This is a genomic window from Pseudomonas sp. R4-34-07 (assembly GCF_003852375.1).
Taxonomy (GTDB): Bacteria; Pseudomonadota; Gammaproteobacteria; order Pseudomonadales; family Pseudomonadaceae; genus Aquipseudomonas.
Genome location: NZ_CP027760.1, coordinates 1,019,816 through 1,035,049, shown reverse-complemented (window position 1 = coordinate 1,035,049; position 15,234 = coordinate 1,019,816). Strand labels below are relative to the sequence as shown.

The 15,234-nt window shown below is 60.7% G+C and carries 14 protein-coding genes and 1 other RNA gene; 5 read left to right on the top strand and 10 right to left on the bottom strand.

The features are described from left to right. Window positions 1-4 precede the first annotated feature (4 nt). The 9 genes from mraY to rsmI form a co-directional block, all read right to left on the bottom strand. Window positions 5-1,087 carry a phospho-N-acetylmuramoyl-pentapeptide-transferase gene (gene mraY / locus C4J85_RS04600; protein ID WP_124361357.1) on the bottom strand — a complete coding sequence of 361 codons (1,083 nt, stop codon included), beginning with the start codon at window positions 1,085-1,087 and terminating at the stop codon, window positions 5-7. Continuing rightward, window positions 1,087-2,457: a UDP-N-acetylmuramoyl-tripeptide--D-alanyl-D-alanine ligase gene (murF, locus tag C4J85_RS04595; RefSeq protein ID WP_124409074.1), complete on the bottom strand. Its 1,371-nt coding sequence runs from the start codon at window positions 2,455-2,457 to the stop codon at window positions 1,087-1,089. The genes mraY and murF overlap by 1 nt, the downstream gene beginning before the upstream one ends. After that, entirely contained in the window at window positions 2,450-3,913 is a 1,464-nt protein-coding gene (locus C4J85_RS04590; protein WP_124365873.1) for a UDP-N-acetylmuramoyl-L-alanyl-D-glutamate--2,6-diaminopimelate ligase, read from the bottom strand. Before C4J85_RS04590 ends, murF begins: the two co-directional genes overlap by 8 nt. Continuing rightward, window positions 3,913-5,655: a penicillin-binding protein 2 gene (locus C4J85_RS04585; protein WP_164487739.1), complete on the bottom strand. Its 1,743-nt coding sequence runs from the start codon at window positions 5,653-5,655 to the stop codon at window positions 3,913-3,915. Before C4J85_RS04585 ends, C4J85_RS04590 begins: the two co-directional genes overlap by 1 nt. Further along, window positions 5,655-5,948, bottom strand: a complete 294-nt coding sequence (ftsL, locus tag C4J85_RS04580) for a cell division protein FtsL (RefSeq protein WP_124361353.1) — start codon at window positions 5,946-5,948, stop codon at window positions 5,655-5,657. The genes C4J85_RS04585 and ftsL overlap by 1 nt, the downstream gene beginning before the upstream one ends. Next, entirely contained in the window at window positions 5,945-6,892 is a 948-nt protein-coding gene (gene rsmH / locus C4J85_RS04575; protein ID WP_164484511.1) for a 16S rRNA (cytosine(1402)-N(4))-methyltransferase RsmH, read from the bottom strand. The genes ftsL and rsmH overlap by 4 nt, the downstream gene beginning before the upstream one ends. Next, entirely contained in the window at window positions 6,889-7,344 is a 456-nt protein-coding gene (gene mraZ, locus C4J85_RS04570; RefSeq protein WP_004371993.1) for a division/cell wall cluster transcriptional repressor MraZ, read from the bottom strand. The genes rsmH and mraZ overlap by 4 nt, the downstream gene beginning before the upstream one ends. Before the next feature lie 354 nt (window positions 7,345-7,698). Continuing rightward, an RNA gene (rnpB, locus tag C4J85_RS04565) (RNase P RNA component class A) lies at window positions 7,699-8,052 on the bottom strand. Window positions 8,053-8,148: 96 nt separating this feature from the next. Beyond that, window positions 8,149-9,054 (bottom strand): 16S rRNA (cytidine(1402)-2'-O)-methyltransferase, encoded by a 906-nt coding sequence (rsmI, locus tag C4J85_RS04560; RefSeq protein ID WP_164487849.1) that lies wholly within the window; start codon window positions 9,052-9,054, stop codon window positions 8,149-8,151. 176 nt (window positions 9,055-9,230) lie between these two features. On the opposite strand from rsmI, the gene C4J85_RS04555 reads away from it, so the two are divergent. The 4 genes from C4J85_RS04555 (at window position 9,231) to C4J85_RS04540 (ending at window position 12,677) form a co-directional block, all read left to right on the top strand. Then, window positions 9,231-11,042 carry a penicillin-binding protein activator gene (locus C4J85_RS04555; protein WP_124406304.1) on the top strand — a complete coding sequence of 604 codons (1,812 nt, stop codon included), beginning with the start codon at window positions 9,231-9,233 and terminating at the stop codon, window positions 11,040-11,042. Beyond that, window positions 11,042-11,413 carry a YraN family protein gene (locus C4J85_RS04550; protein ID WP_124409072.1) on the top strand — a complete coding sequence of 124 codons (372 nt, stop codon included), beginning with the start codon at window positions 11,042-11,044 and terminating at the stop codon, window positions 11,411-11,413. The genes C4J85_RS04555 and C4J85_RS04550 overlap by 1 nt, the downstream gene beginning before the upstream one ends. A gap of 92 nt (window positions 11,414-11,505) precedes the next feature. Continuing rightward, entirely contained in the window at window positions 11,506-12,099 is a 594-nt protein-coding gene (locus tag C4J85_RS04545) for a phosphoheptose isomerase (RefSeq protein WP_007904374.1), read from the top strand. Beyond that, window positions 12,096-12,677 (top strand): BON domain-containing protein, encoded by a 582-nt coding sequence (locus C4J85_RS04540; RefSeq protein ID WP_124361348.1) that lies wholly within the window; start codon window positions 12,096-12,098, stop codon window positions 12,675-12,677. The genes C4J85_RS04545 and C4J85_RS04540 overlap by 4 nt, the downstream gene beginning before the upstream one ends. A 66-nt stretch (window positions 12,678-12,743) precedes the next feature. Here C4J85_RS04540 and C4J85_RS04535 read toward each other — a convergent pair whose 3' ends face one another. Then, window positions 12,744-13,517 carry an OmpA family protein gene (locus C4J85_RS04535; RefSeq protein ID WP_124357087.1) on the bottom strand — a complete coding sequence of 258 codons (774 nt, stop codon included), beginning with the start codon at window positions 13,515-13,517 and terminating at the stop codon, window positions 12,744-12,746. Between the two features lie 472 nt (window positions 13,518-13,989). Here C4J85_RS04535 and C4J85_RS04530 point away from each other — a divergent pair, with 472 nt between their 5' ends. Beyond that, window positions 13,990-15,201 (top strand): MFS transporter, encoded by a 1,212-nt coding sequence (locus C4J85_RS04530; protein WP_124409071.1) that lies wholly within the window; start codon window positions 13,990-13,992, stop codon window positions 15,199-15,201. The last annotated feature ends 33 nt before the right edge of the window (window positions 15,202-15,234 follow it).

Below are 15,234 nucleotides of genomic sequence, written 5' to 3'. Positions count from 1 at the left end.
GTTTCTACCTCAGTTTCAGGGTGGCAAGGCCGACCAGTACCAGAATCACGGTGATGATCCAGAAACGGACGATCACGCGTGGCTCGGGCCAGCCCTTGAGTTCAAAGTGGTGGTGAATCGGCGCCATGCGAAATACACGGCGCCCGGTCAATTTGAAGGAAGCCACCTGGATGACCACCGACAGGGTTTCCATCACGAACACACCGCCCATGATGAACAGCACGATTTCCTGGCGCACTATCACCGCAATAGTGCCCAGCGCCGCGCCCAGCGCCAGTGCGCCGACGTCGCCCATGAACACTTGTGCCGGGTAGGTGTTGAACCACAGGAAGCCCAGGCCGGCGCCGATCAGCGCGCCGCAGAACACGATCAACTCACCTGCGCCCGGTACATAAGGAATCAGCAGGTACTCGGCGAACTTCACGTTACCCGACAGGTAGCAGAAAATGCCGAGGGCGCCGCCGACCATCACCGTCGGCATGATCGCCAGGCCGTCGAGGCCGTCGGTCAGGTTGACCGCGTTGCTGGAGCCGACGATCACGAAATAGGTCAGCACCACGAAACCGATGCCCAGTGGAATGCTGGCGTCCTTGAGCATCGGGATGATCAAGGTGGTTTCCACAGCGCTTGGCGCGGTGGTGTACAGGAAGATCGCCGCCGCCAGGCCGAATACCGACTGCCAGAAGTACTTCCAGCGGCTCGGCAGCCCCTTGGAATTCTTCTCGATCACTTTACGGTAGTCATCCACCCAGCCGATGGCGCCGAACAGCAGGGTCACCAGCAGCACCACCCACACGTAGCGGTTGTGCAGGTCAGCCCAGAGCACGGTGCTCACGCCGATGGACGACAGGATCAACGCGCCGCCCATGGTCGGGGTGCCGGACTTGGACAGGTGCGACTGCGGGCCGTCATTGCGAACCGATTGACCAATTTGCAGGTTCTGCAGGGTGCGGATCATCCACGGCCCCAGGAACAGCGACAAACACAGCGCGGTCAGTACACCCAGGATCCCGCGCAGGGTCAGGTACTGAAAGACCGCGAAGCCTTTGTGGAACTGTTGCAGATACTCAGCCAGCAGCAGCAGCATTAATGTTTCTCCGTACTTGAGCCACACAAGGCTGCGACGACGTTTTCCATCACCGCGCTGCGCGATCCCTTGATCAAAATGGTTGTGTGTGTGTCGTGTTCAGCCGCAGCCAACGCCTGGATCAATTCGCCCTGGGTCGCAAAATGCCGCGCGCCGGGGCCGAAGGCGCTTACCGCATGAGCCATGTTCGGGCCGACGGCGTAGAACGCGTCGACTTTATCGGCGGCATAGGCGCCGACTTCGCGGTGCCCTTGTTCAGCCCAGTCGCCCAATTCGCCGATGTCGCCAAGTACCAGCACTTTGCGGCCATCAAAGCCATTGAGCAGATCCACGGCGGCGTTAACGGAAGACGGGTTGGCGTTGTAAGTGTCATCAATCACGCGCATGCCGTTGGTGGCCAATTGCGCGACGGTGCGTCCCTTGACCGGCTGCACCGCGCCCAAGCCTGTGGCGATGCCGAACAACGACACACCCAAGGCGTGGGCGGCAGCGGCAGCGGCCAAGGCGTTGGCGACGTTATGGTTGCCCAGCAGGTTCAGTTGCACGTGTTCACTGCCTTGCGGCGTGTGCAAGGTGAAGGACGGGCAACCACGCGCATCAACGGTGATGTCGCTGGCATGAAAATCGGCTGCGGCGTTGTGCACCGCAAAGGTCAGCACCTTGCGACCGGCAGCGCGTATGCGCCAGGTCTCGAAGGCCTTGTCGTCCAGATTCAGTACAGCGGTGCCCGAAGCGTCGAGGCCTTCAAGAATTTCACCCTTGGCTTCGACGATCTTTTCCGGGCCACCGAATTCACCGACATGGGCGGTACCGGCATTGTTGATAACCGCGACATGGGGCTTGGTCAGCGCCACGGTGTAGGCAATCTCGCCGACGCGGGAAGCGCCCAGCTCGATGACTGCCGCCGTGTGTTCCGGGGCCAGTTCGAGCAGGGTCAGCGGTGCGCCGAAATCATTGTTCAGGTTGCCCCGGGTGGCGAGTACCGGCCCGCGCGTGCGCAGTACGCCGGCCAACAGTTCCTTGACGGTGGTCTTGCCACTGGAGCCGGTGATCGCGGCAATCGGCTTGTCGAACGCGGCACGGTTCAGCGCGCCCAATTGGCCCAAGGCCAAGCGGGTATCGGCGACCAGCAACTGTGGCAGCGTGGCGTGCGCCACTTCACGTTGCACCAGGGCACCCACGGCGCCTTTGGCGGCGACGTCGTTCAGGTAGTCGTGACCGTCAAACCGCGGGCCTGTGAGTGCGATGAACAGCTGGCCGGGCTGGATGTTGCGACTGTCGATACTGACGCCGTCGAACGTGCAATCGCCCGACAGCACCCGGGCCGACAACGCCTGGGCCAGTTCGCTGAAGGTCATCGGCTTAAGCATGGGCGACCTCCCAGGCGGTCAGGGCGTGACCCGCCTCGACCAGATCGGAGAAGGCATGGCGCTCGCCATTGATTTCCTGGTAATCCTCATGCCCCTTGCCGGCCAGCACCACCACGTCATCCGCGCTGGCACTGGCGATCAATTGGGCAATGGCTGCGCCGCGACCCGCCACGAACGTGACGCTGGCAGTGTCTTTGAAGCCTTCGCGTATATCGTCGAAAATCCGGCTGGGGTCTTCGCTGCGCGGATTGTCGTCGGTCACCAGCACGCCGTCGGCCAAGCGCTCGACGATCTCGGCCATCAACGGACGCTTGCCGCGATCACGGTCGCCGCCGCAGCCGAACAGGCACAACAGCTTGCCCTTGGCGTGCGGGCGCAGGGCCAGCAGGACTTTTTCCAGTGCATCAGGGGTGTGGGCATAATCGACCACCACCAACGGTTGCGTGCCGCCACCCAGGCGCTGCATGCGGCCGGCCGGGCCTTCCAGTTTGGGCAGGACTTTCAGAATTTCGTCGAGGGCGTAATCCAGGCCGAGCAAGGCGCCAATGGCTGCCAATACGTTGCTCAGGTTGAAACGCCCAAGCAGCGTACTGCGCAAATGGTGCTCGCCTTGTGGCGTTACCAGGGTGGCGCGCACGCCCTCGTCGCTGAACTGGGCTTCGCGGCAGTACAGGTACGCACGGGTGTCTTCCAGGCTATAGCTGATCAAGCGCGCTTCGCTGTCTTGAGCCGCCAGTTGGCGACCGAAGGCGTCATCCAGGTTCACTACCCGGCACTTCAGGTGATTCCAGGCGAACAGCTTGGCCTTGGCCGCTGCATACGCGTCCATGGTGCCGTGGTAATCGAGGTGGTCGCGGGACAGGTTGGTCATCACCGCCACGTCAAACGCCAGGGCCGTGACACGGCCCTGGTCGAGACCATGGGACGACACTTCCATGGCAACCGCCTTGGCGCCGGCTTTTTTCAGGTCGGCCAGGGTCGCCTGCACGGCAATCGGGTTCGGCGTGGTGTGCAGGCCGCTTTGCAGCGCACCATAGAAGCCGGTGCCCAGGGTACCGACGATGCCGCAGTGCTGACCCAGCAGGTCCAGGGCCTGGGCGACCAGTTGAGTCACGCTGGTCTTGCCGTTGGTGCCGGTCACGCCCACCAGGTTCAGGTGGCGGCTCGGTTCACCGTAGAAGCGCCCGGCAATGTCGGACAACTGCGCAGCCAAGCCCTTGACTGGAATCAACGGCACATCGGTGATCGGCAACACAGTAGCGCCTTCCACTTCATAAGCAACAGCGGCAGCACCACGTTGCAGGGCGTCGGCAATATGCGCACGGCCATCGAACTTGCCACCGGGCACGGCCAGGAACAGGTCACCGGCGCGCACGTTGCGGCTGTCCAGGCTCAACTCGCGAATCAGCAGATCGCGGCCGGCATGGGCAAAAATCTTGTTCAGGCTAAGAGACATCAACCGCGCCCTCCATTGGCTTTGACAGCAGCGGCCGCCGGTGCGGCGTTCGCTTGCTGGGTTGGCGCAAGGTTGTCCGGCGTGATGTTCATCAGGCGCAGGGTGCCGGACATCACTTTGCTGAACACTGGCGCCGAGACCAGGCCACCGAAGTAACCGGCCTTGCTCGGTTCATCGATCACTACGACGATGGCGTAGCGCGGGTCGCTCATCGGGCCAAAACCGGCGAACAATGAACGGTAGGAATTTTCCGCATAACCCTTGGTGCCCACCGAGGTTTTACGCGCAGTACCGGACTTGCCGGCCACGTGATAGGCCGGCACCTGGGCGCGGAATACGCCACGCGGCGCCTCGATCACTTGTTGCAGCATGCCTTGCATGGTCTTGGCGACTTTTTCCGGGATCACCTGGGTGGCTTTCGGAGCTTCGTCCACATGGATCAGGCTCAGCGGAACCATTCGGCCATTATTCGCCAATACCGAGAAAGCATGGGCCAGTTGGATCGCGGTCACCGACAGGCCGTAGCCGTACGACAGCGTGGCGGTCTCGGCCTTTTTCCAGTCGCGGTAGTTCGGCAGGTTGCCGACGCGCTCACCCGGAAAATCGAGCCCGGTAGGCTGGCCCAGGCCGATTTTTTGCGCCAGGTGATAGATGGTTTCACCACCGATATCGAAGGCGACCTTGCTCATCCCTACGTTACTGGAGTTGATCAGGATGCCTGTCAGATCCAGCACCGGGCCCTCGGTGCGCGACACGTCGCGAATGGTGTATTTGCCCAACTGCAAGGTGCCTGGATACACCTCGACCTTGTCGCTGGGCTTCCAGCGTCCGGTTTCCAGGGCGGCACTCATGGAGATGGCTTTCATGGTCGAACCCGGCTCGAACACGTCGATCATTGCGCGGTTGCGCATCATCGCCGGCTGCAGGTTGCGACGGTTGTTCGGGTTGTAGGTCGGCTGGTTGACCATGGCGAGAATCTCGCCGGTCTTCACGTCCATGATCACCAGGCTGCCGGCTTTGGCGCCGTTCTCGATGATCGCGTTACGCAATTCACGGTTGGCCAGGTACTGCAGACGCAAGTCAATCGACAACGCCAAGGGCTTGCCGGCCTTGGCGTTCTTGGTGACCTGAACATCCTTGATCAGTCTGCCGCGCCGGTCCTTGATGACCTGGCGCTTGCCGGGAACGCCGGCCAGCCACTCGTCGTAGGCCAGCTCGACACCTTCGCGGCCATGGTCATCAATATCGGTAAAGCCGACCATGTGCGCGGTGGTTTCACCGGCCGGGTAGAAACGACGAAATTCCTCGATGCCATAGACACCCGGAATTTTCAGGTCGAGCACTTGCTGGCCCTGTTCCGGGGTGAGCCCGCGAACCAGATAGATAAATTCTTTATTGGCCTGGGCTTCCAGGCGTTCGGTCAGCGCTTTGCGGTCTTGCCCCAAGGCAGCCGCGAGTTCGGGCCACTTGTCCTTGGCCACCTGCAGTTCCTTGGCGTTGGCCCACAGGGTGGTCACCGGGGTACTCACGGCCAGAGGCTCGCCGTTGCGGTCGGTAATCAGGCCGCGGTGCGCAGGAATCGGAATATGCCGCAGGCTACGGGCATCGCCCTGGCCGATCAGGAAGTCACGGTCGACGACCTGCAGGTCGAAGATCCGCCAGACGATCGCACCCACCATCAATGCCAGCAAGCCGAGCATCAGGCGGAAGCGCCATGGGTAGAGTGCGCCTTCAAGTTTCATCATGGCGCCACCATGCGTACGTCGGCCGCGCCCGGAATGTGCATTTTCAGTTGTTCGGTGGCCAGCACTTCGATACGGCTATGGGCCGTCCACGTGCTCTGCTCCAGGATCAACCGGCCCCATTCCGCCTGCGCCTTGTCGCGCACGCTCAACTCCCCATAGAGGGTATTGAGCAATTGACGATTCCAATGCGCGCTGTAGGACACCGCAATCGCGGACACCAGCACGCCGATAAACAGCAGCAACATAAAGAAGCTGCCGCCCGGCAGGGGTTTGGCGAAAAGCTTGCTCACCGCAACTTCTCCGCGACGCGCATGACGGCGCTGCGCGAACGTGGGTTGGCCTTGAGTTCGGCTTCGGAGGCGAACTGCGCTTTGCCATGAATTTTGATTTTCGGCACAAAGGCTTCGAAACGCACCGGCAGATTGCGCGGCAGGTTGTCGGACTCGCCCTTGACCAGACGCCGCATGAACAGTTTGACGATACGGTCTTCCAGGGAATGGAAACTGATCACCACCAGGCGACCGCCCACTTCCAACGCGTCCAGGGCCGCCTCGAGGCCAGCCTCCAGATCGCCCAATTCGTTGTTGACGTGAATGCGCAGGCCCTGGAACGCACGGGTCGCCGGGTTCTTGCCCTTCTCCCATGCGGGGTTGGCGACCTTCAGCACTTCGGCCAGGTCAGCGGTGCGTTCGAACGGCTGGATTTCGCGGCGCTCGACCACGGCGCGGGCCATGCGACCGGCGAAGCGTTCTTCGCCGTACTCCTTGAACACCCGGGCAATTTCTTCCACCGGCGCGGTGGCGATGAACTGCGCGGCGCTGACGCCACGGGTAGGGTCCATGCGCATGTCGAGGGGGCCATCGTTCATGAAGCTGAAGCCGCGCTCCGGGTCATCGAGCTGCGGCGAAGACACGCCGAGATCGAGCAGAATCCCGGCCACCTTGCCCGCCATGCCGCGCTCGGCGACTTCGGCGCCCAGCTCGGCAAAGCTGCGCTGCACAACGACAAAGCGGCCGTCTTCGGCCGCTAGCGCTTGCCCGGTGGCAATCGCTTGAGGGTCTTTGTCGAACCCGAGGAGTTTACCGTTGGGCCCGAGCTGGCTGAGTATCAACCGACTGTGCCCGCCCCTGCCGAAGGTGCCATCCAAATAGCAGCCATCCGCGCGTACGGCGAGAGCCTCAACGGCTTCGTCAAGCAGTACGGTGATGTGGTTAAAGCCGCTATCAATAGTCACAGGATCAAATCACGCAGTTCATCAGGCATGGCGCCCGGTTGTTGAATAGCAGCCAGGTCAGCTGCAGAAACAGCATCCCAGGCATCTTCGTCCCACAATTGGAACTTGTTCAGTTGGCCTACCAGCATTGCGCGCTTGTCGAGCCTGGCGTATTCGCGCAAACGCGGCGGCACCAGGAAACGACCGCTGCCATCGAGTTCAAGGTCGACGGCATTACCGATCAGCAAACGCTGCAGGCGGCGGTTTTCTTCACGCAATGAAGGGAGAGCGCGCAATTTGGTTTCGATCAACTCCCACTCGTCGAGGGGGTAAACACACAAACAAGGGTCAACCGCGTCAATCGTGATGATTAACTGCCCCGAACTTCGCGAAATGAGCTCGTCACGATACCGGCTCGGCATGGCGAGACGGCCTTTTGCATCGAGACTGATAGCGTTAGCTCCGCGAAACACAGGTGCGTTTCTCCAATTTTTAGCGTTTTACGTTCAAAAAACCCACTTTGTGCCACTTTCCGCCACTTGCGCACACTATAGGAATGCGCCCACCACACCGTCAAGGCGCGGATACAAGGAAAAGCCTTACAGAACGGAGATTTACGAGCGTAACGGGAGGAGAAACCCGAGTTCAGCGTGGTTTTTGACTTAACAAGCACAGATAACTCAAAGCGCTATGGCCCAAAGTTAAAGTAATTTATTAAGAGTAAGATTTTTTTGGTATTACGAAGACGCATCTGCCAATGATTTGGCAGGGAGGGATTCTTGCGTTGCTACCGGTTTTCTGCCCGAGGTTCGGACGGAAGGAAAAAGGTGGAGAGTCGATCTATAAGCCGGGTTCTGTCTTGAACAGTCATTCGTCTACGATGGCCATCACTGGACATCTTTAGCAACCTACCCGGTCCCAGCGCGGGCCACGCCTTGGGACCCTATTTGGTCTTGCTCCAAGTGGGGTTTACCTAGCCACGAACTGTTGCCAGTCGTGCGGTGCGCTCTTACCGCACCTTTTCACCCTTACCGGCACCGAAGTGCTTAGGCGGTTATTTTCTGTGGCACTTTCCGTAGGCTCACGCCCCCCAGGCATTACCTGGCACTTCGCCCTATGGAGCCCGGACTTTCCTCCCCCCCCTAATTTTCATAGAGGGCAGCGACTGTCCAATCGACTCTCCGCCGCGCAGGTTAACGGCACGACGGCCTCAGGACAAGTATTAAAAGTGCAGCATTGCCATCACCATCGGACGAAACACCGGCCCGGCCCCGGAACTATTCGGCTTTCTGTTTATCCAGCGCCGCCTGATACAACACATTCTTGCGCACCCCGGTAATTTCCGCGGCGAGGGCGGCAGCCCGCTTGAGCGGCATCTCCTTGAGCAGCAGATCGAGGATGCGCATGGCTTCGCTACCGACCGCATCTTCATCCTCTGGAGGCGTCCAGCCGGCCACCAGCACGACGCACTCTCCGCGCTGCTGATTGCTGTCGCCTTCGACGAACCCGCGCAGTTCTTCCAACGGCAAGCCCTTGAGGGTTTCAAAGGTCTTGGTCAACTCGCGCGCGAGCAGCGCCAGGCGCGCGCCGCCGAATACCAACTCCATATCCTGCAGACATTCCAGGATGCGGTGCGGGGCTTCGTAGAAAATCAAGGTGCGCGGCTCTTCCTTCAGCGCCTGCAAGCGCGCGCGACGCCCTACCATCTTGGCGGGCAGGAAGCCTTCGAAGATAAAGCGGTCCGACGGCAAACCCGCTGCAGATAATGCTGCAATCAGCGCGCACGCGCCTGGAACAGGCACTACATTGATACCAGCGGCGCGCGCCTGGCGGACCAGATGGTAGCCCGGGTCGGAAATCAGCGGCGTGCCCGCATCGGAGATCAGCGCAACATCATCACCTGCCAGCAAACGGGTGATAAAACGGCTGCCCTCCTCGCGTTCGTTGTGTTCATGGCAGGCCGCCAGTGGCGTGGGGATTCCAAAATGCTGCATCAACCGCTGGGAGTGTCGCGTGTCTTCCGCCGCGATCAATTTAACCTCGCGCAACACTTTCAATGCCCGGGCACTGATGTCGTCCAGGTTGCCAATGGGCGTCGCCACGACAAAAAGCGAGCCTGCAGTGGAATTCAAAGGACCTGGAGCAGTCAAAACGCACACCTCGATGGTTGGCAAAAGCCACATTGTAGCGCGTCAACGCGCTGAAAATATGCCGTCACGGCGGATGTCGTTTCAGCCATTGTTAGTAAAACGCAACAATTGCACGACCTAAATCCACGGTTTCACGCCACGAACATCGCGCCTGGGCCAGTGCTTGGGTACACTTCCACGCTAATTTGATCGGTATCAGGAACACTTACATGATCGCTTGCCTGCGGCTGCTCTCCGCCCTTTGCCTCGCTGCCTTGCTGGCCGCTTGCGCCAGCTCGCCCTCGTCCAGCCTTGGCGACCTACCACGCACGCCCGACGCCAGTATCGAGCAACTGCTCGAACAGGCCACGGCTGCCAAGACGCCAGAAAAGGCCGCATTGCTGCGCTTGAGTGCGGCTGACCTGGCCTACCAGCAGAACAACCCTGGCCGTTCCTCGCAGATACTTGCGCAGGTGCCCCTGGATGTCCTGAAACCGGCCGCGCAAGTGTTTGCCAGCACCCTGGCCGCCGAGCTGGCGATGACCCGCAACCAGCCCAAGGCTGCATTGACGGCGCTGAACCACCCCAGCCTGCAAAGCCTGAAGGAGCTGCCGGTCGATCAACAAGTGCGCACCGGCACCGTGCATGCCCGCGCCTATGAAGCCGACGGCCAGACCCTGGCGGCAGCGCGGGAGCGTGTTGCCATGGCGCCGCTGCTCACCGGTGACGCCGCCAATAGCAACCACGAAGCGATCTGGGTGTTGATTGCCGCACTGCCCGCCGAGCAACTGCAAGCCACCGGCAACCCGACGCTGGACGGCTGGATCACCCTGGCCCAGGCGGTCAAGGGCGCCGGCACGCTGGAGCAGCAGCAAACCGCCATCGATACCTGGCGTGCGCGCAACCCGGGCCATCCGGCGGCCGTGCAATTACCAACGCCCTTGACCAAACTCAAGGAACTGGCCAGCCAGCCCCTGACCAAGATCGCCCTGCTACTTCCACAGGAAGGCGCCCTGGCGTCGGTCGGCAAGGCATTGCGTGAAGGCTTCATGGCCGCTCACTACCAGGCCGAACAGGCCGGGCAGAAGCCGCCGGTGATTGAGTTCTACGACAGCTCGCGCCTGACCTCCATCGACGACTTCTACGCCAAGGCCCAGGCCGCCGGCGTGCAGCTGGTGGTTGGCCCGCTGGAAAAGCCACTGGTCAAACAGCTCAGTGCACGCCCGCAATTGCCGATCACCACCCTGGCGCTGAACTACAGCGAGGGCGATCAAGCCCCGGCGCAGTTGTTCCAGTTCGGCCTGGCTGCTGAAGACGAAGCCCGTGAAGTGTCGCGCCGCGCCCGTGCCGACGGCCTGCATCGCGCCGCCGCCATGGTGCCCCGTGGCGAATGGGGCGAGCGTGTCTACAAGGCCTTCCGCCAGGACTGGGAAGCCAACGGCGGCACCGTCATGGGCGTCGAATATGTCGACCAGCCTGTGGCCCTGGCCCAGCAGATCGCCGACCTGTTCCAACTGCGCAAAAGCGAAGGCCGCGCCAAGAGCCTGCAAGACACCGTCGGCACTGACGTTGCCGCCCAGCCTTCGCGTCGCCAGGACATCGAGTTCATCTTCCTGGCCGTCACCCCGCAACTGGCCCAGCAGATCAAGCCGACCCTGAACTTCCAGTACGCCGGTGATGTGCCCGTCTATGCGACGTCCCACGTCTTCAGCGCCAGTGGCGACCGCAACCAGTACCTGGACATGACCAACGTGATGTTCTGCGAAACCCCTTGGTTGCTCAACACCACCGACCCGCTGCGCAACCAGGTCGCCGCACAATGGCCGCAGGCCAATGGCAGCCTGGGTCGCCTGTATGCGATGGGCGTCGATGCCTATCGCCTGGCGCCACGCCTGGGCCAGCTCAAGGCGTTGCCGGACACCCGTGTCGACGGCCTCTCCGGTAACCTGGGCATCAGCGCCAACCAGCGCGTTGACCGCCAGATGCCGTGGGCGAAGTTCGTGGGTGGCGAGATCCAACGCCTGCCGGATACCCCGCGCTGATGCCCGAACCGTCCAGCGCACAAAGCGGCAAGGATGCCGAACGCTACGCGCTGAACTATCTGCAACAACAGGGTCTGCGCCTTCTGGCGCAGAACTGGTTATGTAAACGCGGTGAGCTTGATCTGGTCATGCTTGACGGCGATACAGTAGTATTCGTCGAAGTCCGCTACAGAAAACACGCACAATGGGGTGGCGCGCTCGCCAGTATCGATGGGCGCAAGCGTCAAAAGCTGATACTCGCCGCGCAGTTTTTCCTGCACAAAGAGCATCGCTGGGCCGATAGCCCCTGCCGTTTCGATGTGGTTGCCATGGAAAGCACACCGTCGGGCCCATCTGACCTGAATTGGCTCAAAGATGCCTTCGACAGCTGACTCACCCGGCACCTTCACCCCACACTTTTGCTCTTTGCTTTGCGGGCTGCACATTTCTGTGCCAAACAGCCGCGCTCATTAAGGTCACACAGATGGACATGCAATCCCGAATTCGCCAGCTTTTCCAGGCCAGCATCGACACCAAGCAACAGGCGATGGACGTACTTGCACCGCACATCGAGCAAGCCAGTCAGGTCATGGTCAACGCCTTGCTCAACGAAGGCAAAATGCTTTCGTGCGGTAACGGCGGCTCGGCCGGTGACGCCCAGCATTTCTCCTCCGAGCTGCTCAACCGCTTTGAGCGCGAGCGCCCGAGCCTGCCGGCGATCGCCCTGACCACCGATTCGTCGACCATCACCTCGATCGCCAACGACTACAGCTACAACGAAATCTTCTCCAAACAGATCCGCGCCCTCGGCCAGCCGGGCGATGTGTTGCTGGCGATTTCCACCAGTGGCAACTCGGCGAACATCATTCAAGCGATCCAGGCCGCACATGATCGCGAAATGATTGTCGTAGCATTGACCGGGCGCGATGGCGGCGGCATGGCCTCGTTGCTGCTGCCTGAGGACGTGGAGATTCGCGTTCCGGCCAATGTCACTGCACGCATTCAAGAAGTCCACCTGCTGGCGATCCACTGCCTGTGCGATCTGATCGACAGCCAACTGTTCGGGAGTGAAGAATGACCGTTAATCGCCTCAGCCTTTTGGCCATCACGCTGTGCCTCGCCATCAGCGGCTGCAGTACGGCAATCACCGCTACACGGGACACCCCCATCCAGGACGACCGGGGCACACGTACCTTCGGCAGCACCATCGACGACTCGCTGATTGAAACCAAGGTCAAGGTCAACGTCGCCAAAGCGGCTACGGACCTGGGCAACGGCGCGTCGCGCATTGTGGTCACCAGCTTCAACGGCGTCGTGCTGCTGGCCGGGCAAACCCCGCGCGCCGAACTCAAGGCCCAGGCTGAACAGGCCGCCTCGGCGGTGCAACGGGTCAAGAAGGTGCACAACGAACTGCAGGTCATGGACCCGATCACGCTGCTGGCCATCAGCAACGATGCCTTGCTGACCACCAAGATCAAGGCGCAGATGCTCACCGACAGCGCCGTTCCGGGCTCGCGCATCAAGATCGTCACCGACAACGGTATCGTCTACATGATGGGCCTGTTGACCCAGGCGGAAGCCACTCGCGCGGCCAACCTGGTACAGGGTGTGTCCGGTGTGCAGAAAATCGTCAAGGTGTTCGAATACATCGACTGATGTAACCGAAAGCCAAAAAAAGGGCGCCGTGCAGTCAATGCACGGCGCCCTTTTTTGTGGCGGTGTTTACTGGTATTGCGAGTACGGGTTGCCCTGGAACTGGTTGTTCTGTTGTGGCACCTGTTGCTGGGCGCCCGGCTGGCCGTACTGCTGGCCGGGGATCGGGCCGAGGTTCACTTCCACGCGACGGTTCTGGGCACGGCCGTTGACGTCAGCGTTACTGGCGATCGGATTATCCGGGCCGGCGCCGCGTGCGCTCAGGTTGGCAGCACTGACGCCCTGGGAGGTCAGGTAGTTGGCCACGCTCTGCGCACGGCGCTGGGAAAGGTCCATGTTCAACTGACGGCTGCCGGTGCTGTCGGTGTAGCCAACGATCTGGATGGTGTTCTGGTTGAACTGCTTGAGGGAGTTGGCCAGGTTGTTCAGCGGCTGATAGAAGCTGCTGGAGATGGCGTCGGAGTTGGTGGCGAAGGTGATATTGCCGGGCATGATCAGCTTGATCTGGTCACCCTGGCGCTGCACTTCAACTCCGGTATTGGCCATGCTTTCGCGCAGTTTTTTCTCTTGCTGATCGGCGTAGTAGCCATAGCCGGCGGCGCCGGCACCCGCAACGACTGCGCCGATCAGCGCGCCCTTGCCACGGTTGTTATGGTCGATGGCCGCACCGGCCAATGCCCCGGCCAGCGCGCCGAGGCCGCCGTACTTGGCGGTCTTGCTCATGCCGCTTTCGGAACCATTGCCGGCCTGTCCCTGGCTGCCGTCATAAGGGTTGGGTGAAGCGCAGCCGGACAACAGGGCTACGGCGGTGGCGACAACAAGCAGACGACGCGGAGTGAACATGAAGGAAGCTCCTACTTTTGCATTCTGTGATGCAGAGGACATGGGCAACGGACCTGTGCCGGGTTTGGAACATGGCAAGCGGTAAAAATTCCGTGAGCGCGGCCCCGGCAGGATAAAAAGGCCAGACACTCTGGGCGCCAGGTAGACCGTAGCAGACCCCGGCTGAACGCGAGCAGGGGTTTTGTTGCAATGCTTGTTAGACAAACGCCGGCTGGCTACCACTTGGCGCATGAACACCAGAACTGATCGAGCCCGCCGTATGTTTAAGAAGGGTTAATGTTCAGTCCATAAACTTTGAATCTATGACGTTTGTCGTTAATGGTCTGCTATAGATATCGAGCCTCTAAAAGACGTACGGAAATGTCGACGATCCGAAAGGAAGATATCGATCGGGTGACCGCCGCACTACAACGCGCCGCTGATTAATATCACTTCTGACTATCAGACTTTTGATTCCACAAGGAAAGAATCCATGTCTTCACCATCGTCCGCGAGCCACGCAACTGGCAACGGGCTATTCGGCCTGTTTTGCCTGGGCAGCTATCTACTATCCCTGTCCTACGGCACTACGTTCTTATTGGCCATGAAGCTGCGGGACAGCGGCGGCAGTGAGTCCGACGCCGGTACGATTATCTCGGTTGCGATGCTCAGCACGTTCCTGGCAGTCATATTTTCAGGCCACTTGACCGATCTGATCGGTGCTCCCAGAGCCATCGCAGCGGGTGCTGTGCTGCTGGCAGCGGCTTGCCTGGGCTTCGCGACCGTGCCAGCTTTCGGCGTGGCACTGCTGGCCAGCGGCTTGATACTGGGGTTTGGATGGGGCGTTTTCTACACACTTGGGCCGATCATTGTGGCGATGATCATAGAGCCTGCCCGGCGCGTGAAGTATTTTGCATTGCTGTCGGGCAGTATGATGAGTGGCATCGGCACGGGGCCTCTGGTAGGGCGAGCCGCCGAGGCGCTGGGCCATTCGGTGGAGTCCGCATTTATCGTCGCCGCCATTGCCAGCCTGGCTGGAGGGGCATTGTTTTTCCTGCTCGCCCCCAACATCAAGCAGCAGCAAGCACGTCTTGGGCCGGTGACAGTGTGCAAGATCAGCGCCCGGGCGGCACAGGCGGTGCTGGGTTCCAAGGCGGTATTTGCCATCATCATGGTCGGCCTCGGCGGCGCAATCTTCGGCGGGCTTTCGAGCTTCCAAACCTCCTATGCCGCGCTTAACCATCTCGATTATTCCCTGTTTTTCCTGGGTTTCATGAGCGCGGCGATCTCCTGTCGCCTGCTGGTCGCGGGGTATATCGTCAAGCGCGATCCCTACCTGATGTCGAGCCTGTTAAGTGCGCTGATGGTGATTTCGGTATTGATGTTCACCTTCTTCGTACACTCTTCGGCGGCGTATTTGCTGGCCGCCATTGTGCTCGGGGTAGGTTACGGGCTGACTTACTCTGTAATAAACGGGCTGGCAGCCAATGAAGCCCCCGCGGGCCAGACCGCGCAATCATTGGTTTTATTCAGTCTTTCCTACTTTGTCGGCGTGTTCGGCTTTCCGTTATTGGCCGGTAAAATAATCGTCAACCATGGCATGTCGACGTTGCTCTCTATCATCCTGGTTGTCGCCTTGTGCAACTGGTCGATCACGTTGGCGCGTCTGATATGGCGACGCACAATGCTTGGCGCAACAGCGTAACCGTCAATGCCTTACAGAAAGGAGAGGATGCCG

Bases quoted from the DNA above. Each gene is read 5' to 3' on its own strand.
- C4J85_RS04540 (WP_124361348.1), top strand. From the start codon at position 12,096: ATGACCGTTAATCGCCTCAGCCTTTTGGCCATCACGCTGTGCCTCGCC.
- C4J85_RS04590 (WP_124365873.1), bottom strand. From the start codon at position 3,913: ATGTCTCTTAGCCTGAACAAGATTTTTGCCCATGCCGGCCGCGATCTG.
- C4J85_RS04585 (WP_164487739.1), bottom strand. From the start codon at position 5,655: ATGAAACTTGAAGGCGCACTCTACCCATGGCGCTTCCGCCTGATGCTC.
- mraY (WP_124361357.1), bottom strand. From the start codon at position 1,087: ATGCTGCTGCTGCTGGCTGAGTATCTGCAACAGTTCCACAAAGGCTTC.
- C4J85_RS04535 (WP_124357087.1), bottom strand. From the start codon at position 13,517: ATGTTCACTCCGCGTCGTCTGCTTGTTGTCGCCACCGCCGTAGCCCTG.
- C4J85_RS04545 (WP_007904374.1), top strand. From the start codon at position 11,506: ATGGACATGCAATCCCGAATTCGCCAGCTTTTCCAGGCCAGCATCGAC.
- C4J85_RS04530 (WP_124409071.1), top strand. From the start codon at position 13,990: ATGTCTTCACCATCGTCCGCGAGCCACGCAACTGGCAACGGGCTATTC.
- rsmI (WP_164487849.1), bottom strand. From the start codon at position 9,054: ATGTGGCTTTTGCCAACCATCGAGGTGTGCGTTTTGACTGCTCCAGGT.
- C4J85_RS04550 (WP_124409072.1), top strand. From the start codon at position 11,042: ATGCCCGAACCGTCCAGCGCACAAAGCGGCAAGGATGCCGAACGCTAC.
- C4J85_RS04555 (WP_124406304.1), top strand. From the start codon at position 9,231: ATGATCGCTTGCCTGCGGCTGCTCTCCGCCCTTTGCCTCGCTGCCTTG.
- murF (WP_124409074.1), bottom strand. From the start codon at position 2,457: ATGCTTAAGCCGATGACCTTCAGCGAACTGGCCCAGGCGTTGTCGGCC.